Here is a 20,118-nt window from a genome sequence, read left to right as displayed (position 1 = left end):
GCGCCCTGACTCTTCAGGATTCGACAGATGAAATCAGCATCACGACGTTTGGCCGGGACCTTTGCCTTGGTCGCCGCCTGCCAGATTGAGGTGGCCGCGGGCGCCAGTTTCTGCCGCTGGGTGACTTCAGCCACCAGCATGACCTTCCGCCTCGACGCGGGCAGCGTCTATGTACCCCGGGACGCAGCGCCGGGGCATGTGATCGGGGAGTTCGACCGCAGCTTTTCGATGCCCAGTACCGAAGGCCAGATCATTCACTGCGAGAACGACCTGGGCTCGACCTTGACCTTCAACGCCGTCGCCAGCGCCCCCCTCTTTCCCGGCACCTTGCCGCCGGTCAATGGTGAGGACGTCAACGGCAAGGTCTTCATGACCGGGATCGATGGGATCGGTGCGCGCATCAAGCTGCAGCATCCCTTCGATGGCATCGCCGCCGATGCCTTTGTGCCGAGTACCGAGCCCACCGTTCCGTTCAACGCCTTGCTCCACGCCGCCGTTCCCGCTAGCGCACCACTGCGTATCGACCGGCTCCAAGGCAAACTCACGCTGATCAAGACCGGGCCCATCGCCCCTGGTCCGCATACTTTCGACAAGGCTCTGTTCGGTACGCGCTTTTCCAACATCGGCAACGGTTTCGATTTCCAGTTGAGCGGTACCGTGCTCCAGGCACAGTGCGGCATTTCCAGCGTCAGTGCCAACCCGGTGCCTCTGGGTGACTGGCGCACCTCGGACTTCGGCGCAGTGGGCCCGGGCACCCCGGCGGTGCCGTTCAATATCACACTGGGTAATTGCGACGCCGACCCCGGCGACATCAACATCGCCTGGGCCAATATTCGTCTGGAGCCCACCAACGGCTCGGTGCCGATCCCTGGGGTGGAGGGCGGCTTTACCCTGGGCGCTGGTTCGGGGGCTACTGGCGTTGGGATCCAGATCCTCAAGGCTGACGGCGTGACACCGGTGCCCTTGCAACGTGAAGTGCCCTTGGCGGCCATTTCACCCGGAACGACGGTACTGGACCTGAGTGCACGGCTGTATCAGACCGCTCCCAAGGTGGATGCGGGGGCGGTGAAAGGGTCGCTGAACTTTACCGTCAGCTTTCATTGAGCACATACGCTGCGCCGGCAAGCGGCTTGATCGGCCGCTGTCGGTGAGGTGTTGTAGCGTATCGATAGAGTCACTGGATTGAATAAAAACTAATCGAACGCTGTCTAGTCCTGAAATAGGTTTACACCTGTTTCAGCATCAAAACGCCCGATGCACCGCATCGGGCGTTTTGTATTTCAGCGATAGATGCGGCCGTTCGTTGTTATAGATTTGCACCGACTGATCCACCATTCGCGTGGCTTCTGCTGCGTCTCTGGGCCGATGCAACAGAAACTCGGTTTTCAAAATCCCGTTCACACGTTCCGCCAAAGCATTTTGGTAACAGTCGTAACCATCGGTCATTGAGCACCTGATGTCGTGCTTGGCATGCAGCCGCTGATAAAGCTCAGAGCAGTATTGGATGCCGCGGTCCGAATGATGAACAAGAGTTTGTTCGGTTATTCGCTGCTTTAGGGCCTTACTGAATGCCTGAATCACAGACTCTGTATGCAAGCTTTCGTGAACATGGTGCCCCACGATTTTCCTAGAAAAAGCATCAGTCACCAGGCTCAGATAGGCCACGCCCGTTTGAGTGGGTAAGTAGGTGATATCGGCTACCCATACCTGCTCTGGCGCCGTAGCAACCACCTGCGTAGGCCCTTCTTTGAGCAGGTTGGAGTGCCTGCGAAAGCGATGATGGCTGTCTGTCGTTTTGTGATAAGCCCGCTTACGAGGAACCAACTCGCGCCGGTCACGCAAAATATCAAAAAGACAGTCTCGTCCCACTTTTACCGAGACTTCGGGCTCGCTATGCATGAGGTTATGGAGTTTTCGGGTACCGAGCCGAGGTTGCCTCAGGCGCTTTTCCCGCACAAAAACCATGACGTCCTGGGCCTGGCGGGCCCGGGCATCACATGCTCGATTGCGCTTGTAATAAGCCTGGCGGGAAATCCCCATGAATTGGCAAGTCCGACTGATACTCAGGTCTTTGACTTTCCCTTGGGAGAGGACTTGCCGGATCGCTTTTTTACGACAGAAACACCGAAATCGTTCTTTAGAACATCGACAACGGCTTCAAAAAACTGAGCTTTTTGATTTGCCTGGGCGAGTGCTTCTTCAAGCTCTTTGATTCGCTGCTCGGGCGTCAGCGGCTTATCGGGCTCATCCATGGAACGGGATCTCTTGGTGCGAATTGACGCGCCTTGACTCCAGTTCTGTCGACCATGCCTGCGTAACCAATTTAAGACGGTCGATTTGCCCTGAATGCCGTAGCGTTCTTGAGCCTCTTTATAACTCAACTCGCCTTTTTCGACCTGATCGACAACGGACAATTTAAAGGTCAGCGAATAGTCGCGCTGACTGCGCCTTTTCCCCGTGCTCATTACTCCCTCCTGAAAATGGGTCAGAAAGTGTAAACCTTATTCAGGACGAGACACGCACATAAAAAAGGGCTGGAAAATCCAGCCCTTTTTTATTACTCAGCCCTATTACCAAGCATACGTAGCGCCGAAGTTGACGCCCCAGGGCTGCTTGATCTTATCGCCATGGCTATAGTCAAGATCGGCATGCAGCTGGACTTTGTCCGAGACTTTCATCGCCACCCCGCCACCCAATGCCAGGCGCGAACCGGACAGGTCATTATCGAAGGTAGTGTTGTTGACCTTGACGTCATTGCTCTTGGCAAACTCATGCACCACGGCTGCTTTCAGGTACGGCTGGAGGATTTGCCCACCGCCCAGGTCGATGTCGCGACCTACGGTGGCACCCGCAGTGCCCAGCAACGAATGGCTGCGGCTGCCATCGGCGCTCATGCCATTGTCCAGCGAGTAGTCCTTACCTTGTACCACCAGCGCAGCGGCCTGGACGAAGGGTTCGACAAAATAACCGTCGTCGAGCTTGATATGCCGACCAAATTCCAGCGTGGTACCCAGGCCATGGGTGTCATAGCGGCCCTTGGCCTTGGCGCCATCGCTGAGGGCGACATCGGACTGGTTCTGGAAGCGGTTGAGCTTGAGCACTCCGTCGAAGTAGTAACCGGTATCGGCATCCAGCCAGGTGGCGTAGGTACCGACATAAAAGCTGTCGACCTCACCCGAGGTACCGTGCTTCATTTGCAGATCCGAACGGCTGTAGCCGGCCAGAAGTCCGATCACCCACTGGCCATCGCCCAATGCCGGCACTGGGGTATCCACGCCCAGGGACAAACCCTGCTGGGTCTGTTTGTAAGCCATGCCGGAATCGGCGGAAACATCAAAGCGATTGCCATAGGCGCGCATCCAGCCGCCAGTCTGGCCACTGTTCATGCGCACTTCGCCCATGCGACTGCGCAGGGTGCTCAGTTCGCCATACCAGGCCGAACGCGAAGCATCGAACAATGCCAGCACCGAAGCGGTGCCCGGGCTGATCACTTTGCTGGCGGCGTCCAGGTACCAGTCATTGCCGCCGACCTGAAGCAGGTCATAGGAATAGGTACCCAGGTCAACCCGACCATTGAGCAGCGAAAACGAGGCATCGCCGCTGGCGGTATGCACCACATGGATCTGCTTATCCGACAGGGGGTCGTTGCCGCTGCTGGAGACATCCAGGGTGTGGCTGCCGGTGGCCGCTCCGGTTACGTCAAGAAAGTCGGTCTGGCCGGTGGCGAAATCGGTATGCATGATGAAATTGCCATTGCCGCTGAGGTTGTCTACCGACAGGCGCAGGTACTCGCCGGGTTGGCCAAACTGCACCGAGCCGCCGGCCATGCTCAGGTTCTGTAGCTGACCGTCCTCGACCATGATCCACTTGCCTTGGCTATTGAGAGCCAGGGTCTCGACATTCTGCAAACGTCCGGTCAGGGTCGCGAAGTTCTGCAGGGTGACATTGCCGGTGCTCCCGGCTTCGACGATCACATCGCCAACCAGATCGCTGTTGTCCACGGTTGCATTGGCGGTAGCACCGCCCGCCACATTGAGTAATACGCCATTGCCTCCGACCAGGGTCGAACCGTTCCCGATGAGGATATTCGCCGCTTCTGCAGTCTGGCCAAAGTCATTGATTTCGATCGCCGCGCCGCTCAAACCCTCTACTCGGGTGCCATCCAGTTCCAAAGTACGCGGCGCAACTTCGGCGCCGCTGGCAATGATCCGGATACCGTTAACGCCGCCAGTGATATTGCTGTCGCGTGCCACGACGGAGGCTTCGCTCATATTCAAGCCGACGCCACTGGCATTGACGGCGGTGACAGCGGTTCGCGACAACTCGAGCACACCCAGGCTGCTGACGCTGACGCCCATATTGCCACCGGTGATTGCACTGTCGGCAACCACGGCCCGGGAGCCTGCGCCTGAACCCGCGACGTAACCCACCGCCAGACCAGTATTTCCGCTGGTGATATTGCTGCCGTTGATGGTTGCGCTGCTCGCCAATAGCTGTACACCATCATTGGAACCCGTGGCGGTGACTGCTGAGCCATTGAGTGCAAGCTGGGAGCCACTCTGGACCAGGATCTGATTGGTCGTGGCGCCATTGGCCGTGAGTTGGGCATTGTTGCGCAAGGTGTAGCTTTCCGGCGGGTTTGTGCCGTCGATCACTACCGGGCTGCCACCGTCAATGATCAATCCAAAAGTGTGTTGACTGAACACCAGCAAGGGCGTGATGGAGAGAAGCTTCAAGGCCTGCGACAGCGGTCGCAACACAAAGGGTTTTACACAAGTCATGGCAAGCACCGTTGAGACATTTCGGTTTAACACCAGCGTCGTAGGCAACTTCCAACAACTACGTACGACACGGTTGAATAGGTGCCGCAGACTACAGATCGAACCCGACAATCTATGTAGGAAAAATCCTATTGCCATTGGGATTATTCCTTAAACCTTCTTTCATTCACCTGCCCACTGCCCTTCCATTGCCCCAGGACTATTTTTCTGTCCCGGGGCAATGGCTCTGTCAAGGTGTTGGGATATTCGTCAGATCGCACGTGGCCCCAATTGTGCCCAGGGCAATGGACATGATTTGATTAGTTTTCGCAGAGGGCTTTGGCACACCCTCGACCGGCGTGGTGTAGTCGATTTCCGCATAACTATACGGGCTCGATACTGCGTCGGCGGGCAGGACATGCCGATCATAGTCAATGAACCATTGGATGCCGGCCGTCTGCGCATCAGCCGGAATGGGTAGGGGTGTGTCCTTGCTCACAGAAGGAATCAGGGTCGTACCATCCGCCTGATAAACTCTCCAGCGCAACTGGATCGTTTCACCCGGCTCAAGATAGGTCGAGGGTGGAACGGTTACGCGATAACCGATCACTCCATTGACGGTGCGCAACATACTGCAATTGAGAAAGGTACCTGCGCCCAAGTCGGTGAAAAACGGCGCAGAGGGAATAACCCGAATAGCCTCGACCTTGACGGGGGTAATCAGGGACTCCCGATCATTGTTCGGAAAGTTGGCGTGACTCATCACATAGTAAACAGGCAACTGCGGATGGGCTCCGCCGGCAAGAATTTCGTCCCAGGTGATATTGATGGTGATGTCATCGCCAGGGTTGATCGAGCCATCTGACGTATACGTATGAGCTACTGCGACCCCCTTCCAGTACAAGGTAAAGGTATCGCCATCGACAACCGGATCCGGCGCCTTGAACTTGGCCGTTGCTGGCGCATTGAAGTCCTGCTCGGGCAGTACATTATCTTCGGTGCCTGTAGCGCTATAGACTGTCACCTGATCCAGGAGCGGAGTGACCGGATTGGGATCTGGATCGTCAGGGTCGATCGGGCCGGTCATGGAAAAATCGACATTGATATTGATCGTCCGAGGATTCGGCCAGTAGTCAACCTGTGGCGCACGTTCGACCCGGTAACTGACCGGGACGACCTGCACCCCCCCGGCGGTAGAATTGTACTCGGCTTTTAAACGTGCCCAGTTCACGGGAATCGAAATGACCGGCGGCAGATGCTCCCCCACGGGATAACCCTGCAGCTTCGCGCTGCCCCACTCGACGAAGATCTCGTCCTCGGGCATAGGATTGTCGTAGAGGGGAATCTCTACCCTGACCCCGGCCCAGGCATCCGCGCGATTGATCAGCGAATCAGCATGCAAAGGTACCGTATGGGGTTGCAGATTGGTTGGCAGCGCCCCCAAGGCTACAGGCACATTCTGTACCCGCGATAAATTGCTGACATTGCCGGCAGGATCCATCAGGACGTAGGTCACATAATGAGTCCCCGATCCGAAAGGCTCGATTTTGTCCCTGGTAACGGTTACTTTTCGGTCGGGAGGCAACTGTCCAGAGAAGGCGGGGACAATAGTTTCACCAGGGTCCGGCGGCGCGTCGCTCCAACCCACCGCAACGATGATCCGTGCTTTATCAGGATCACTGAAATCATCGATTTCACATTCAACACCGTTTTCAGCAGCCAGGGTCGCGTCAGTAATGGGGCTCGAAGTGAACCTTATAGGCGGCGGAACGTCATCCGGATGATTATATTGCCTGTAGGGTGCGGTTTTATCCAAACGAATGGGGACTTCTATTGACCAGTCATGATTGGTGTAATACATCCTGACGTAATAACGAAAAAAGAACTTCCCTTCTTGCCCCTCAAATTTATCCAAGGCAATTTCTCGATTTAGCGGAAATGTAACACCGGTCAAATTCGAGAGCAGTTCCATGTCGCTGATGTCGTGGAACTCCGCCTCACTTTCACGTCGCCATTGCAACGTCAACTCCGAGAAAAACTCTGTGTTTGACGGGTTTGGTATGGGCCCCAATGGAAACTCTGGAATTTGCACGCGTATCGGCGCATCGAGCCTGGCTCTCGGAAGCAGCCCATCCGGATCGCCGGGGATCGCATCGGTAATGGTGGGCGGGGTCATGTCCCCGACACGCTGCCGCTCTGCCAATACCCGGCCATAAGCATGCCGAGCCTCTTCACCTTGACGTTTTCTATATACCTGGGTCATCGCCTGTTCTCACTCTTGAGTCAAATCAGGTTCAGCCATGGGCAGAGCCATGGTCGGGAATAGATTCAGCCACTTGATCGAGACAACAGCTCGCAGACACTTCGATAGTCGGGACCTTGAACAAATTAAGCGCCAGATTTTAACGAGGCGATACTGTCAGAGTTGACAGGTAGGCAGGGCAAATTCAGCTCAATACCACCCCCACCCCCACCAACACCGCCATCTCCAGCAACTCCAGCAATGCCCCGGCCGTATCCCCGGTGCAGCCCCCGAGCCGGCGCAGCATCATCCGCCGCAAGCCAACGAACACCGCCAAGGTCACGGCCAACGCACAGACACCCGCCCAACCCGCCACCAGCACGCCCCCCAGCGCGCACACCAACAACACCCACCACGCTGCACGCCGGGGCAGATGATCGGCAAGGGCCTGGCCCAACCCGCCGGCCCGCACGTAAGGCGTGGTCAGGAACAAGCCCAGCAACGCCGCACGCCCCAGCACCGGCACGATGATCAAGGCCAACATTTGCCCCTGTTCGATCAACGCCAGCAACGCGGTGAATTTGAGCAGCAGCACCAACACCAGAGTGATCACCGCGATGGGCCCACTGCGCGGATCCTTCATGATCAGCAGCGTGCGGTCGCGGTCGCCAAAACCGCCCAGCCAGGCGTCGGCGCTGTCGGCCAGGCCGTCGAGGTGCAGGCCGCCGCTGAGCAACACCCACGCTGTCAGCAACAGGGCGGCGTGCAACAACGGCGGCGCCCCCAACAGCAGTGCATTGAGCAACCACAGCACGCCGCCGAACAACAGCCCCACCAATGGGTAGAACAACAATGAACGACCCAGTTGCTCGGGCTCGGGCATGCCGGGCAGGCGCACCGGCAGGCTGCTGAGAAATTGCAGGGCGATCCAGAAAGGCAACATCGTCAAACCGCCTCTTCGAGCACTGAACCTGCCGACACTGTCAGGGAAAACAGCGCGCCATGAGCGACTTCGACATTGAGCAGTTGCTCCCGAGGCAGACCGCGGGCCTGGGCCAGCAGCAGGCGCATCACGCCGCCATGGCTGACCAGCAAGACCCGCTGACCGGCATAGGCCGCGTGCAGGCGTTCGATTGCCGTCAGGACGCGGCTGGAAAACGCCAGCACCGGCTCGCCTTCGGGGGGCGTGAAGGCATAGGGGTCAGCCCAGAACCGGCCCAGTGCCTCGGCGTCGGTATCCATCAGTGCCGCCGCGCTGCGACCTTCCCAGGCGCCAAAATGCAACTCTTGCAGGTCTTTGTCCAAATGCACTGGCAGGTTGAGACGGGCGCCGAGTTGCTCGGCGAAACGGGCGCAGCGCTGCAGCGGTGAACTGACCAGGCGATCCCAGGGCCCGCCTTGAGCGACAGCCGTGTGCATCTGCTCCCAGCCCTTGGTCGTCAAGGCGTCGTCGAGGCTGCCGCGCAGGCCGCCGCCCAGTTCGGTTTCGCCGTGACGCAGCAGGTCCAGGCGCAAGATCATGCCGGGCGATCCGCCACGGCCGCTTCGGCAAACGTCGCCATCTGTCCGTGAAGGTCACAGGCCAGGCGCAACAGTGGCACCGCCAACGCCGCGCCACTGCCCTCACCCAGGCGCAGGCCGAGCTCCAGCAGCGGTTCGGCGCCGAGGGTTTCCAGCACATGGCGATGGCCCGGTTCGGCGCCGCGATGGGCGAACAGCAACCACGGCTGGCACGCGGGATTGAGCCGTACGGCCACCAGGGCCGCGACGCTGCAGATGAAGCCATCCACCAGCACGGCGACGCCCTGCTGGGCACAGGCCAGGTACGCACCGACCAACGCGGCGATTTCAAAACCGCCGAGGTTGAACAGGGTCTGCAACGGGTCGTTGCCTTGGGCAGCGTGCAACGCCAGGGCCCGTTGGATCACCTGGGTCTTGTGGCTGACACCCGCGGCGTCCAACCCCGTGCCCGGCCCCACCAGATGCACCACCGGGCATTCGAGCAAGGCGCAGGCCAAGGCGCTGGCGGCGGTGGTGTTGCCGATGCCCATCTCGCCGCCGATGAACAATTGCGTCCCAGCCGCGACCGCGCGCAGCACACTGTCGCGCCCGGCGTGCAAGGCCTGCTCGCCCTGGCTCACCGTCATGGCCGGGCCCTGGGCGAAATTCGCCGTGCCCGGCCCGAGGTTCAGATGCCGCACACCGGGCAGGTCCAACGATGGCGTGACGGTGCCCAGGTCGACCACTTCCAGGGACGCGCCCAGTTGCCGCGCCAGGACGCTGATGGCTGCACCGCCACTGACGAAGTTGAGCAGCATCTGCCCGGTGACCGCTTGGGGATAGGCCGATACGCCTTCGGCGACCACGCCATGGTCACCGGCGAAAATCGCGATCCACAGCCGTTCCAGGCTCGGTTTGACCAGCCCTTGCAGGCCCGCCAGTTGCACCGCCACCGATTCCAGTCGGCCCAACGAACCGGCGGGTTTGGTCAGCTGTTGTTGACGGGCCGCAGCCATTTCCAGCGCGTGGGTATCGACGGGCTTGCACGGGTCCAGCCACCAGCGATGATTCATAACGCAGTACCTTTGAGAGTCAGGGGCAGGCCCGCGACGGTCAGCACGACGCGCTGACAACGTTCGGCCAAGGCTTGATGCAGCCAACCGGCTTCATCGACGTAACGGCGAGTCAGCTCGCCCAGCGGCACGACACCCATGCCGGTCTCGTTGCTGACAAAAATGATCTCCCCGGGCAGCACGGCCAGGCTGTCCAGCAGCGCTTCGCGTTCGGCGTTCAGTTGCTCGGTATCGTCGAGCATCAGCAGGTTGGTCAGCCACAGGGTCAGGCAATCCACCAGCAGGCATTGCCCGTGGGCGGCGTTTTCCCGCAGCACCCGGGCCAGGGCCAAGGGCTCCTCCACCAGCGTCCATTCGGCCGGCCGTCGGGCGCGGTGCTGGGCGATGCGCTGGTTCATCTCGCCGTCCAGGGGTTGGCTGGTGGCGATGTAGGTCACTGGCAAGCCGGTGTCCGCCGCGAGTTTTTCAGCCAAGCGACTCTTGCCGGAGCGGGCGCCGCCGAGGATCAGTTGCAGCATGGATCATTACCTTTTATTTGGCGGTGTGGTAACTGGCGCCATCGCGAGCAAGCTCGCTCCCACAGGTAATGCTGTTCACTTAAGGCCATCGACAAACCCGTGGCGAGGGAGCTTGCTCCCGCTGGGCCGCGAAGCGGCCCCATAACCTGCCAAATGCGGAGCATCAAACCACCGCTCCCGCCGGTTTACGACTGCTTCGCAGCCGAGCGGGAGCAAGCTCCCTCGCCAAAGGTCCATCATTTTTCTTAAATGAACCGCATTGCGCTTCCACAGGGGATTTATGTGCCCCCGCAAATCCAATGCTGGGACATTGGCTACGTTGTATTAGCGGTGTTGCTGCCGGTCTCATCGCGAGCAGGCTCGCTCCCACAGTTGATCCACGGTGTACATGAATGCTGTGGTCATCAGAGATCCAATGTGGGAGCGAGCCCGCTCGCGATAAGGCCAGCCCAGCTACCCTACCCCCCACAGAGCCCACACCGTGCCTGCTGTGCACACAAATCCCCTGTGGGAGCGGGCTTGCTCGCGAAGGGGCCGCCCCTGCTACCCTACCCCCCACAGAGCCCACACCGTGCCTGCTGTGCACACAAATCCCCTGTGGGAGCGAGCTTGCTCGCGAAGGGGCCGGCCCTGCTACCCTACCCCCCACAGAGCCCACACCGTGCCTGCTGTGCACACAAATCCCCTGTGGGAGCGAGCTTGCTCGCGAAGGGGCCGGCCCAGCCACCCTAGATCCCACAGAGCTCACGCAACAATCCAGTATCCAGATGCCGCTCCACCAGATCCGCCAACCGCTCGATGTCCCGCTCGCGCAAGCCGTGGTAGTCCACCGCCTGCACCTCCTGCAACCCCGCCCAACGCAACAACGCGCAACTGGCCGCCGGTGATTCGAACAGCCCATGCAGGTAGGTGCCGAACACCTGTCCGTCGAGGCTCTGGGCACCGTCGCAACGGCCGTCTTCCAAGTGCACCGCGGCGTTTTCCAGGGCCGGGCCGCTGGTCACTCCCGCGTGGATCTCGTAACCGCTGACCTCGGCCACTTCCAAGGCCAATCGCCCGCGCACATTACGCAATTGCTTCTCGTGCTCCAGGGTCGTTTCAAAATCCAGCAGGCCCAGCCCGGCACTGGAACCGGCCGCGCCTTCCAGGCCCAACGGGTCATGGACGTGCTGGCCGAGCATCTGCAAACCGCCGCAGATGCCCAGCAATTTGCCGCCGTAGCGCAGGTGACGATGGATCGCCGTCTCCCAACCGTTGGCGCGCAGGTAGGCCAGGTCGCTGCGCACGCTTTTCGAGCCGGGCAGGATAATCAGGTCGGCCGGCGGGATGGGCTGGCCGGGGCCGACGAATTGCAGGTCGACTTGCGGGTGCAGGCGCAGCGGATCGAAATCGGTGTGGTTGCTGATGCGCGGCAAGACCGGCACCACCACTTTCAGCACTTGCTCGGCCTTGTCGATCTGGCGTTGATCGAGGCCATCCTCGGCTTCCAGGTGCAGGTCCATCACGTAGGGCAATACGCCGATCACCGGTTTGCCGGTGCGCGCCTCCAACCAGTCCAGGCCCGGTTGCAGCAAAGCGATGTCGCCACGAAAACGGTTGATGATGAAGCCTTTGACCCGCGCCTGTTCGCTGGGGGAAAGCAACTCCAGCGTGCCGACCAGATGGGCGAACACCCCGCCGCGATTGATATCGGCGATCAGCAACACCGGGCAGTCCACCGCCTCGGCAAAGCCCATGTTGGCGATGTCACCGGCGCGCAGGTTGATCTCGGCCGGCGAGCCAGCGCCTTCCACCATGACCACCGGATAGGCCGCGCTCAAGCGCGCGTGGGAGGCCAGCACCGCTTGCATGGCGATGGCTTTGTAATCGTGATAAGCCACGGCGTTCATGGTGGTGACGGCGCGGCCATGGATGATCACCTGGGCGCCGGTGTCGCTGTTGGGCTTGAGCAGCACCGGGTTCATGTCTGTGTGCGGCTCGAGCCCGGCGGCCTGGGCCTGCACCGCCTGGGCGCGACCGATTTCGCCGCCGTCGGCCGTCACGGCACTGTTGAGGGCCATGTTCTGTGGCTTGAACGGTACCACGCCCACACCCTGGCGCCGGACCCAGCGGCACAAAGCCGTGACCAGGGTACTTTTGCCGGCATCGGACGTGGTGCCCTGCACCATCACTGTGGTCATTGGGTGTCCTTGGCGTAGGCCTCGAAGGCCTGTTCGAGGCGCAGGAATTCGCTGTCGTCGGCCGGCAGCCCGAAACGCAGGCTGCTGGTGTTCACGAACAGGCGCAGGAGAATGCCGCGCTGGGCCATGAAATCGTGCAGCCCCTGGGCGTGCTCGGTGACCAGCCATTGGAACAATCCGCAGCCGCCCTGCGGCTTGAAACCGTGGCGTTCAAGCAACAGCGCCAGGCGTTGGCTCGTGGCTTGGCAGCGTTGGCGCTGGTCTGCGTGGGCGGCGCTGTCCAGCAGGCAGGCCTGGCCCAGTACCCGGGTCGGCCCGCTGACGACCCACGGCCCGACTTGTTCGGCGAGCAACTTGAGCAAGCGGCGCTCGGCCAAGACAAAGCCCAGGCGAACCCCGGCGAGGCCAAAGAACTTGCCGAACGAACGCAGCACGATCAGCCCGACCAGATGGGTGTGCGCCGCCAGGCTCAGCGCCGGCGTGACGTCCATGAAGGCTTCATCCACCACCAGCCAGCCACCGCGCTGGGCCAGGCGGGCATGCCAGTCCAACAAGCGCTCGGGCGCCAGGCTCAAGCCCGTGGGGTTGTTCGGATTGACCACCACCAACACGTCGAGGCTGTCGAGAAAGAAATCCACTTCCGCTTCCAGTACTTCGCGCACGATATAGCCACTGCGGCGCCAGGCTTCGGCGTGCTCGGCATAACAGGGCGACAAGACGCCGACCTTGCCGCTGCGACGCAGGCGCGGCAACAGCTGGATGGCCATCTGCGAACCGGCCACCGGCAGCACATCTAATGCACCGTAGTAGTCGCAGGCGGCCTGCTCCAATCCATCATCGGTTTCCGGCAGGCGCGCCCAGGCCCGCAGGGGAATGGCCGGAACGTCGAACGGCCAAGGCGCGAGGCCGCTGGACAAATCGAGCCAATCGGCCTCGGCAACGCCGTATTGCCGGGCCGCATTGCGCAAGCGTCCGCCGTGCTCAAGCATAGAACTCAGCTCCCAGGCAGAGAATCAGCAACCACAACCATACCCCGCGCTGGACCAATTGCCAGCCGCGATCAATGGAATCGGCACTCGCCGGCACGCCTTCGCCCAAGGGCGGACGTTGGTGCAGTTCGCCGTGGTAAACCGCCGCCCCGCCCAGCTCCACACCCAGCGCTCCGGCCCCGGCGGCCATCACCGGCCCGGCGTTGGGGCTGTCCCAGGTCGGGCCCTGGGTGCGCCAGCACTTGAGCGCCAGACGGGTTTTGCCGAGCAGCGCGTAGGTCAACGCCACCAGGCGTGCCGGAATGTAGTTGAGCACGTCGTCGATCTTCGCAGCCGCCCAGCCAAAGCGCTCGAAGCGCTCGTTGCGGTAGCCCCACATGGCGTCGAGGGTATTGCTCAGGCGGTACAGCACCACACCGGGCGCGCCGGCCACGGCGAACCAGAACAACGCGGCGAACACCGCGTCGCTGCCGTTTTCCAGCACCGACTCGGTGGCGGCGCGGGCCACGGCGGTTTCATCCAGTTCAGCCGTCTCGCGACTGACCAGGTAGCCGACACGTTGGCGCGCCTGCTCCAGGTCACCGCTGCGCAGCGCCCGCGCCACCGGCTCGACATGCTCGCCGAGGCTGCGCAGGCCGAGGGCACAGTACAACGCCAGGATCTCCACCAACCAGCCCACCATCGGCGCCCAGGACAGGGCCGTGGCCAGCAGGGTCAACGGCACCACCGCGATCACCCACGCCGTCACCCCGTGACTGCGCCAGCCACGCCCACCGGCGTTGAAGCGCTGTTCGATGCGATCGGCGAAACGACCGAACGCCACCAGCGGATGCCAGCGCCGGGGCTCGCCCAACAGCGCATCCAGTGCCACCGCGGCGGCACTGAGCAACGCCACACTCATGGGCTCACTCCCCAACGGTTTTCATACAGCAGTTCATGGAGCGGACGCGGTTGCGCCCAACCTTCCAGGGCGAGCATCGGTGCCGGGTAAAAGCCCTCGACCGGGCCCAGGCAGAGGATCGCCAGCGGCTTGGCCCCGGCGGGCAGGCCCAGCAGATCGGCCAGGGCCTGGGGTTCGAACAACGACACCCAGCCCATCCCCAACCCTTCGACGCGGGAGGCCAGCCACAGATTCTGGATCGCGCAGGACAGCGAGGCCAGGTCCATTTCCGGCAAGGTCCGGCGGCCGAAGATGTGTCGCTCGCGATCCTCCATCAACGCCGCCACCAGCACCTCGGCGCAGTCGTCGATGCCTTCGACCTTGAGTGTCATGAACTCATCGCTGCGCTCGCCCAGGGCCTCGGCGGTGCGAATGCGCTCCTGCTCCACCAGTTCGCGGATCTGCCCACGCAAGGCGCGGTCGCTGATACGGATGAATCGCCACGGTTGCATCAAGCCAACGCTGGGCGCCTGGTGCGCGGCTTCCAGCAGACGACGCAGCAAGGCCGGCTCCACCGTGCCGCCGCTGAAATGGCGCATGTCGCGGCGCTCGGCAATGGCGCGGTAGACCGCTTCGCGTTCGGCCTGGGAGAAAGCGGTGTCTGTCATGGCCGCTTCGCGAGCAAGCTCGCTCCCACACTGGCAGGCGTTGTACTTGAGATCACACAATCCCCTGTGGGAGCGAGCTTGCTCGCGATAGCGGCCTCAAGCCCGGGCGCAAACAACGCGGCAATCGCCCTGGGATTGGACGGAAAATAAAAGTGCACATAGGAAGCCGTCATCCGCCCCTGCCGGAAAACCGCCTCCGCCCCTCGCCCGCCATTCGGGCTATGACCACGGGCAATCGGTTCAACCTCGGTGCTGGTCAGGGAGTGATGATAGGTATGCCCACGCAGGTTGCCTTCCGGCAAATCCACCGATTGCAGCGCCAGGGCCGCCAGGCGCTTTTGCATCTGCGCATCGCCGGCCAGCAATCCCAGCAGTTCGGCGCGCACGCCGTCGACATCGGTCAATGAATCGAGCAGATACAACATGCCGCCGCATTCGGCGAGCAACGGTTTATCGGCTGCGTGGTGGGCACGGATCGCGGCCAGCATCGGGGTATTGCGGGCCAGCGCAACGTGGTGCAGCTCCGGATAACCGCCAGGCAGATAAAGGCTGTCCGCCTCGGGCAGTTCGCTGTCATGGATCGGCGAAAAGAAGCTCAACTGCGCGCCCATGGCCCGCAGCAGATCAAGGCTGGCGCCATAGGTGAAGGCGAACGCTTCGTCACGGGCCACGGCGATGCGCACCCCAGCGAGCCACGGCTCCACGGCGATCACCTCGGGCGCGGCGAACGCCACGGCGGGCGGCAACGCCACTTCGCAACTCCCGGCCAAAGCATCGGCCGCCGCGTCGAGGCGCAGGTCGAGATCGTTCAATTCACTGGCCTGGACCAACCCGAGATGACGGCTGGGCAATTCGATGCCGGTTTCCCGGGACAGCGCGCCGTACCAACGCAGGCCTTCGGTCAGGCTGCCTTCGAGCAATTGTGCATGACGCAAGGTGCCGACCCGGTTGGCCAAGACCCCGGCGAACGGCAGGTCCGGTTGATAACGGGCCAGGCCCAGGGCCAGGGCGCCGAAAGTCTGGGCCATGGCCGTGCCGTCGATCACCGCCAACACCGGCACGCCGAAATGTCGCGCCAGATCGGCGCTGGACGGCGTGCCATCGAACAGCCCCATCACCCCTTCGATCAGGATCAGGTCCGCTTCGGCGGCGGCTTCCCACAACAGCCGCCGGCTTTCCTGCTCGCCGACCATCCACATGTCCAATTGATAGACCGGCGCGCCACTGGCCCGCTCCAGGATCATCGGATCGAGGAAGTCCGGGCCGCACTTGAAGACGCGCACCTTGCGTCCCTGGTTGCGATGCAAACGAGCCAGGGCGGCGGTGACGGTGGTCTTGCCTTGGCCCGAGGCCGGAGCGGCGATCAGCACCGCCGGGCAGTGGCGAGCATCACTCACAGCTCGACGCCTTTCTGCGCCTTGATGCCGGCCTGGAACGCGTGCTTGATCATGCCCATTTCCGTCACGGTATCGGCCAGCTCGATCATCTCCGGCTTGGCGCCACGCCCGGTCACCACCACATGCTGCATCGGTGGACGGGCCTGCAGATCGCTCAGCACCTGGTCGAGGTCGAGGTAGCCGTGCTTGAGGGCGATGTTCAGTTCGTCGAGCACCACCAGGCCAATGGACGGATCGCTGAGCAACTGACGCGATACGGCCCAGGCGGCTTCGGCGGCGGCGATGTCGCGCTGACGGTCCTGGGTTTCCCAGGTAAAACCTTCACCCATGACATGAAAACGCACCTGCTCCGGGAAGCGGCGGAAAAACAGCTCTTCACCGGTGCTGTTGCGCCCCTTGATGAACTGCACCACACCGCATTGCATGCCATGGCCCATGGACCGGGCCAGCATGCCGAACGCCGAGCTGCTCTTGCCCTTGCCGTTACCGGTCAGCACCAGCAGCAAGCCGCATTCATTCGGCGAGTTGGCGATGCGCTCGTCGATCACGGCTTTCTTGCGCAGCATGCGCGCCAGGTGGCGTTCGTCGCGATCAGACGTATCGGTGCTGAGGGAGTCAGTCATGGGAGCTCTCCGTTGGGATTGGATAACGGCGGGCGGGCAGAAAAAAGACGGCAACAAGCCTGGCATCGCCCACCGTGATGCCGTTGGATGAATCAGGCCGGTCTCCGGGCTCATGAGCGGCGTAATGCCGGTCTGTGCGCCTTCCCATGTCGGCGACACAGTGGCTTAAGCACAGCGTTGACTCATTTACCGTTGCGGGGGCAGCGCCGGGTTCGTGTGCACTCACCGGCTTCCCTGTTTCACTCTGTCGAACACCGTCACAGAGCACCTGAAACAAGCGGCGAAGGTTAGAGGGTTGGGGGTGGAGCGTCAATTAAAGCCGCCACGGGTCATGCACCGAGCATTGGCCTCGATCAATAAAATGACGCCAATCTTGTGCCACGCTACGGCAAGTGATATCAAATAGGCATCACGACCCGATATCACAAGAACAAGAGGGCAAAACATGCAAGGCATGCTCATCAGCAATCCAAAACTGGAATTCCTGCGCCCGGTGCTGGAACGCTGGTTTGATTGTATCGACCGCTACAACGCCGTACGCGGCGATAACGACACGCCCTATTGGTTCGATGAACGGGCCAACCTCAGCTTGTTGTCGGCCGCCGCCTGGATGGCCGAGATGGTCACGCTGCAGAACGCGCCGACCCGCAAGCAGAATGAAGAAGGCGAACGCAACGTCAGCGCCGACCTGTTCATCGCCAGCACCGAGGAGCGGGCCTTCATCCAGGCCACCCAACGCTGGCCCAAGGTCAACAACTTGAACCTGACCCAACCGCTGTCGGAAGCCACCAGCGATGCCAAGCGCATCAGCTACGCCAGCGACCTGAAGCTGGGCTGCCTGTTCGTCTCGCCGCAAAAAGCCCAGCAAAGCGCGACCCCCGAAGAACTGCAGGACATGATCGACGACCTGCAGAAGGAAAACACCTGCGCCGTGGCCTGGTACTTCCCTTACGCCTATCGCAAGTTGCGCAACGAAGCCGGGCATTATCACCCGGGTATCGCCGTGTTGTTCAAACAGGCCCACGGCTGACTCAATCCACGCCAAAACTGTGGGGAAACTGTGGGAGCGAGCTTGCTCGCGATAGCGGCGGGCCAGTCAGACCGCTATCGCGAGCAAGCTCGCTCCCACCGGTGGGCTTATCTGCTGACACTCGTCCTGCAGTTGAACCATCGCGTGCCTACGCTTCTCTATGAATAACTACATGCATTCATAGGGAAGCCAGCATGCTCAAGCCACCGCACCTTCTGATCGTCGCCCTTGCCGCCGGGCTTGTCGCTTGTGGCGAGTCTTCCACCCTGCAAGTGTCCGATGGCACCGGCCCTGCGCCGAAACTGCCTGAACCAAACAAGACCCTGGTCCCGACCGTCAACATCGCCGAAGCCATCGGCTGGCCGCAAGGCGCCAAGCCAACCCCGGCCCAGGGTCTGCAAGTGGGCGCGTTCGCCGAAGGACTGGACCATCCGCGCTGGCTCTACGTGCTGCCCAATGGCGATGTGCTGGTAGCCGAAACCAATGCCCCGTCCAAGCCGGATGATGCCAAGGGCATCCGTGGCTGGGTGATGAAAAAAGTCATGGGCCGCGCCGGTGCCGGGGTGCCCAGCCCCAATCGCATCACGTTGTTGCGCGACGCCAATCACGACGGCATCGCCGAAACCCGCACGGTGTTCCTGGAAAACCTCAACTCGCCGTTCGGCATGACCCTGGTCGGCAATGACCTGTACGTGGCCGATACCGACCGGCTGATCCGCTTTCCCTACAAGGACGGGGATACGCAAATCAAGGCCGAACCGATCAAGGTCGTCGACCTGCCCGGGGGCACGCTCAACCATCACTGGACCAAGAACGTGATTGCCAGCCGTGACGGCACCAAGCTGTACGTCACCACCGGCTCGAACAGCAACGTCGCGGAAAATGGCATGGAGGCCGAAGAAGGTCGCGCCGCCATCTGGGAAGTGGACCGTACCAGCGGCAATCACCGGATCTTCGCCTCAGGCCTGCGCAACCCCAACGGCCTGGCCTGGGAACCGCGCAGCGGCGCGCTCTGGACAGCGGTGAACGAACGGGATGAGATCGGTAGCGACCTGGTACCGGACTACATCACATCGGTCAAGGACGGTGCCTTCTACGGCTGGCCCTACAGCTATTATGGGCAGCACGTTGATACTCGGGTCGAACCACAAAACCCGGCCCTGGTAGCCAAGGCCATCGCCCCGGACTACGCCGTCGGCCCCCACACCGCCTCACTGGGCCTGACCTTCGCCGAAGGCAGCGCCTTGCCTGCACCGTTTACCGAAGGGGCTTTCATCGGTCAGCACGGCTCCTGGAACCGTAAGCCCCACAGTGGTTATAAAGTGATTTTCGTACCGTTCAACGGCGGCAAACCGGTGGGGCAACCGGTGGATGTGCTGACCGGCTTCCTGAACGCCGACGAAAAAGCCCAGGGCCGGCCAGTGGGCGTGGTGATCGACAAGCAGGGTGGGTTGCTGGTGGCTGATGATGTGGGGAACAAGATTTGGCGGGTGTCAGGTAAATAAGGCCGACACGCCTTTGTGAGCGCCGCCTGATCTGTGGGAGCAAGGCTTGCCCGCGATGGAAGCGATGCGGTCTGTCAGAGATCGAGGCGCCTGTTTCGCGAACAAGCTTTGCTCCACAGATCAGGGCAACAACAACTCAGGGATTGCGCGCCAGGTGCTCCGGTTGCAGCACACGCTTGGCGCCCAGATAGGCCTTCTGCCAATAAGCCTTGGACAGGCTGTCGAGCTTGACCGTGCCACCCGTGGCCGGCGCGTGGACGAAGCGCCCCTCACCGACATAGATCCCGGCATGGCTGACCTGGGAACCGCCGTTGGTGGCGAAGAAAACCAGGTCACCGCTCTGCAACGCGTCCTTACCCACTTCAGGCGCCCGCATGCTGATCATTTCCCGCGTGGAACGTGGCAAGGCAATACCGGCGGCGTCGCGGTACACATAGCCGATCAAGCCACTGCAATCGAAGCCTGAATCCGGCGTGTTGCCGCCCCAACGATAAGGCGTCCCCACCAGGCCCAGCGCCCGGAACAGCACATCTTCGGCGGCCGGGGAAAAGGATTGCGTGGGAGCAAAGACCACCGGGGCCCGCACAACAGGTGCTGGCGGCGGGGTACGGCTGGCGCACGCACTGAGCAGTGCGGCGCAGAAGATGAGCGCGAGGCGGGCCGACGTCAACATATGCAGAACAATCCTGATCTGGATGCGGCTTTTCTGCCGTGGGCATGAAAACAAATCCGCCTGCGTAATACGCAGGCGGA

At 61.7% G+C, this 20,118-nt stretch carries 17 protein-coding genes and 1 riboswitch; of the genes, 3 read left to right on the top strand and 14 right to left on the bottom strand.

What is annotated here, in order from left to right:
* Positions 1–27 precede the first annotated feature (27 nt).
* Positions 28–1,104, top strand: coding sequence for a fimbrial protein (locus AB4N80_RS12940; protein WP_354336429.1), 1,077 nt, complete (start codon positions 28–30; stop codon positions 1,102–1,104).
* Positions 1,105–1,242: 138 nt separating this feature from the next.
* Here AB4N80_RS12940 and AB4N80_RS12935 read toward each other — a convergent pair.
* The 13 genes from AB4N80_RS12935 to cobO form a co-directional block, all read right to left on the bottom strand.
* A protein-coding gene (locus AB4N80_RS12935) for an IS3 family transposase (protein WP_460090493.1) occupies positions 1,243–2,465 on the bottom strand; the annotation gives its coding sequence in 2 pieces (ribosomal slippage) (positions 1,243–2,114 and positions 2,114–2,465; 1,224 coding nt in all).
* Positions 2,466–2,570: 105 nt separating this feature from the next.
* Entirely contained in the window at positions 2,571–4,781 is a 2,211-nt protein-coding gene (locus AB4N80_RS12930; protein ID WP_460082325.1) for an autotransporter outer membrane beta-barrel domain-containing protein, read from the bottom strand.
* A gap of 229 nt (positions 4,782–5,010) precedes the next feature.
* Positions 5,011–7,023, bottom strand: coding sequence for a hypothetical protein (locus AB4N80_RS12925; RefSeq protein ID WP_460082322.1), 2,013 nt, complete (start codon positions 7,021–7,023; stop codon positions 5,011–5,013).
* A gap of 184 nt (positions 7,024–7,207) precedes the next feature.
* Positions 7,208–7,945, bottom strand: coding sequence for an adenosylcobinamide-GDP ribazoletransferase (locus AB4N80_RS12920; RefSeq protein WP_460082319.1), 738 nt, complete (start codon positions 7,943–7,945; stop codon positions 7,208–7,210).
* A gap of 2 nt (positions 7,946–7,947) precedes the next feature.
* Positions 7,948–8,523 carry an alpha-ribazole phosphatase family protein gene (gene cobC, locus AB4N80_RS12915; RefSeq protein WP_122569215.1) on the bottom strand — a complete coding sequence of 192 codons (576 nt, stop codon included), beginning with the start codon at positions 8,521–8,523 and terminating at the stop codon, positions 7,948–7,950.
* The gene (gene cobT / locus AB4N80_RS12910) at positions 8,520–9,575 is read right to left on the bottom strand and encodes a nicotinate-nucleotide--dimethylbenzimidazole phosphoribosyltransferase (RefSeq protein ID WP_122569216.1); all 1,056 of its coding nucleotides are present in this window, start codon (positions 9,573–9,575) and stop codon (positions 8,520–8,522) included. The genes cobC and cobT overlap by 4 nt, the downstream gene beginning before the upstream one ends.
* Positions 9,572–10,093: a bifunctional adenosylcobinamide kinase/adenosylcobinamide-phosphate guanylyltransferase gene (gene cobU, locus AB4N80_RS12905; protein WP_122569217.1), complete on the bottom strand. Its 522-nt coding sequence runs from the start codon at positions 10,091–10,093 to the stop codon at positions 9,572–9,574. The genes cobT and cobU overlap by 4 nt, the downstream gene beginning before the upstream one ends.
* A gap of 728 nt (positions 10,094–10,821) precedes the next feature.
* Positions 10,822–12,273: a cobyric acid synthase gene (locus AB4N80_RS12900; RefSeq protein ID WP_460082315.1), complete on the bottom strand. Its 1,452-nt coding sequence runs from the start codon at positions 12,271–12,273 to the stop codon at positions 10,822–10,824.
* Positions 12,270–13,262, bottom strand: coding sequence for a threonine-phosphate decarboxylase CobD (gene cobD, locus AB4N80_RS12895; protein ID WP_122569219.1), 993 nt, complete (start codon positions 13,260–13,262; stop codon positions 12,270–12,272). Before cobD ends, AB4N80_RS12900 begins: the two co-directional genes overlap by 4 nt.
* Positions 13,255–14,163: an adenosylcobinamide-phosphate synthase CbiB gene (gene cbiB, locus AB4N80_RS12890; protein WP_460082312.1), complete on the bottom strand. Its 909-nt coding sequence runs from the start codon at positions 14,161–14,163 to the stop codon at positions 13,255–13,257. The genes cobD and cbiB overlap by 8 nt, the downstream gene beginning before the upstream one ends.
* Positions 14,160–14,810, bottom strand: a complete 651-nt coding sequence (bluB, locus tag AB4N80_RS12885) for a 5,6-dimethylbenzimidazole synthase (RefSeq protein ID WP_122569221.1) — start codon at positions 14,808–14,810, stop codon at positions 14,160–14,162. The genes cbiB and bluB overlap by 4 nt, the downstream gene beginning before the upstream one ends.
* The gene (locus AB4N80_RS12880) at positions 14,807–16,207 is read right to left on the bottom strand and encodes a cobyrinate a,c-diamide synthase (protein WP_122569222.1); all 1,401 of its coding nucleotides are present in this window, start codon (positions 16,205–16,207) and stop codon (positions 14,807–14,809) included. Before AB4N80_RS12880 ends, bluB begins: the two co-directional genes overlap by 4 nt.
* Positions 16,204–16,830, bottom strand: coding sequence for a cob(I)yrinic acid a,c-diamide adenosyltransferase (gene cobO / locus AB4N80_RS12875; RefSeq protein WP_122569223.1), 627 nt, complete (start codon positions 16,828–16,830; stop codon positions 16,204–16,206). The genes AB4N80_RS12880 and cobO overlap by 4 nt, the downstream gene beginning before the upstream one ends.
* 78 nt (positions 16,831–16,908) lie before the next feature.
* A riboswitch (cobalamin riboswitch) is annotated at positions 16,909–17,117 on the bottom strand.
* A gap of 158 nt (positions 17,118–17,275) precedes the next feature.
* Between cobO and AB4N80_RS12870 the strand changes: the two genes are divergently transcribed.
* Entirely contained in the window at positions 17,276–17,860 is a 585-nt protein-coding gene (locus tag AB4N80_RS12870) for a hypothetical protein (RefSeq protein ID WP_122569224.1), read from the top strand.
* Positions 17,861–18,054: 194 nt separating this feature from the next.
* The gene (locus AB4N80_RS12865; protein ID WP_460082307.1) at positions 18,055–19,365 is read left to right on the top strand and encodes a PQQ-dependent sugar dehydrogenase; all 1,311 of its coding nucleotides are present in this window, start codon (positions 18,055–18,057) and stop codon (positions 19,363–19,365) included.
* Between the two features lie 136 nt (positions 19,366–19,501).
* Here AB4N80_RS12865 and AB4N80_RS12860 read toward each other — a convergent pair whose 3' ends face one another.
* A complete protein-coding gene (locus AB4N80_RS12860; protein WP_460082304.1) occupies positions 19,502–20,038 on the bottom strand; it encodes a C40 family peptidase in 537 nt (178 codons plus the stop codon).
* Positions 20,039–20,118: the final 80 nt, after the last annotated feature.

The sequence above is a fragment of the Pseudomonas sp. H3_A02 genome (genome assembly GCF_054671965.1).
This window is presented reverse-complemented; position numbering and strand designations above follow the sequence as displayed.

Coding starts and splice junctions, on each gene's coding strand:
- AB4N80_RS12930 (WP_460082325.1), bottom strand. CDS start 4,781: ATGACTTGTGTAAAACCCTTTGTGTTGCGACCGCTGTCGCAGGCCTTG.
- cobO (WP_122569223.1), bottom strand. CDS start 16,830: ATGACTGACTCCCTCAGCACCGATACGTCTGATCGCGACGAACGCCAC.
- cobT (WP_122569216.1), bottom strand. CDS start 9,575: ATGAATCATCGCTGGTGGCTGGACCCGTGCAAGCCCGTCGATACCCAC.
- AB4N80_RS12870 (WP_122569224.1), top strand. CDS start 17,276: ATGCAAGGCATGCTCATCAGCAATCCAAAACTGGAATTCCTGCGCCCG.
- AB4N80_RS12920 (WP_460082319.1), bottom strand. CDS start 7,945: ATGTTGCCTTTCTGGATCGCCCTGCAATTTCTCAGCAGCCTGCCGGTG.
- AB4N80_RS12940 (WP_354336429.1), top strand. CDS start 28: ATGAAATCAGCATCACGACGTTTGGCCGGGACCTTTGCCTTGGTCGCC.
- AB4N80_RS12865 (WP_460082307.1), top strand. CDS start 18,055: ATGCTCAAGCCACCGCACCTTCTGATCGTCGCCCTTGCCGCCGGGCTT.
- cobU (WP_122569217.1), bottom strand. CDS start 10,093: ATGCTGCAACTGATCCTCGGCGGCGCCCGCTCCGGCAAGAGTCGCTTG.
- cobD (WP_122569219.1), bottom strand. CDS start 13,262: ATGCTTGAGCACGGCGGACGCTTGCGCAATGCGGCCCGGCAATACGGC.
- AB4N80_RS12900 (WP_460082315.1), bottom strand. CDS start 12,273: ATGACCACAGTGATGGTGCAGGGCACCACGTCCGATGCCGGCAAAAGT.
- cobC (WP_122569215.1), bottom strand. CDS start 8,523: ATGATCTTGCGCCTGGACCTGCTGCGTCACGGCGAAACCGAACTGGGC.
- cbiB (WP_460082312.1), bottom strand. CDS start 14,163: ATGAGTGTGGCGTTGCTCAGTGCCGCCGCGGTGGCACTGGATGCGCTG.
- AB4N80_RS12925 (WP_460082322.1), bottom strand. CDS start 7,023: ATGACCCAGGTATATAGAAAACGTCAAGGTGAAGAGGCTCGGCATGCT.
- bluB (WP_122569221.1), bottom strand. CDS start 14,810: ATGACAGACACCGCTTTCTCCCAGGCCGAACGCGAAGCGGTCTACCGC.
- AB4N80_RS12860 (WP_460082304.1), bottom strand. CDS start 20,038: ATGTTGACGTCGGCCCGCCTCGCGCTCATCTTCTGCGCCGCACTGCTC.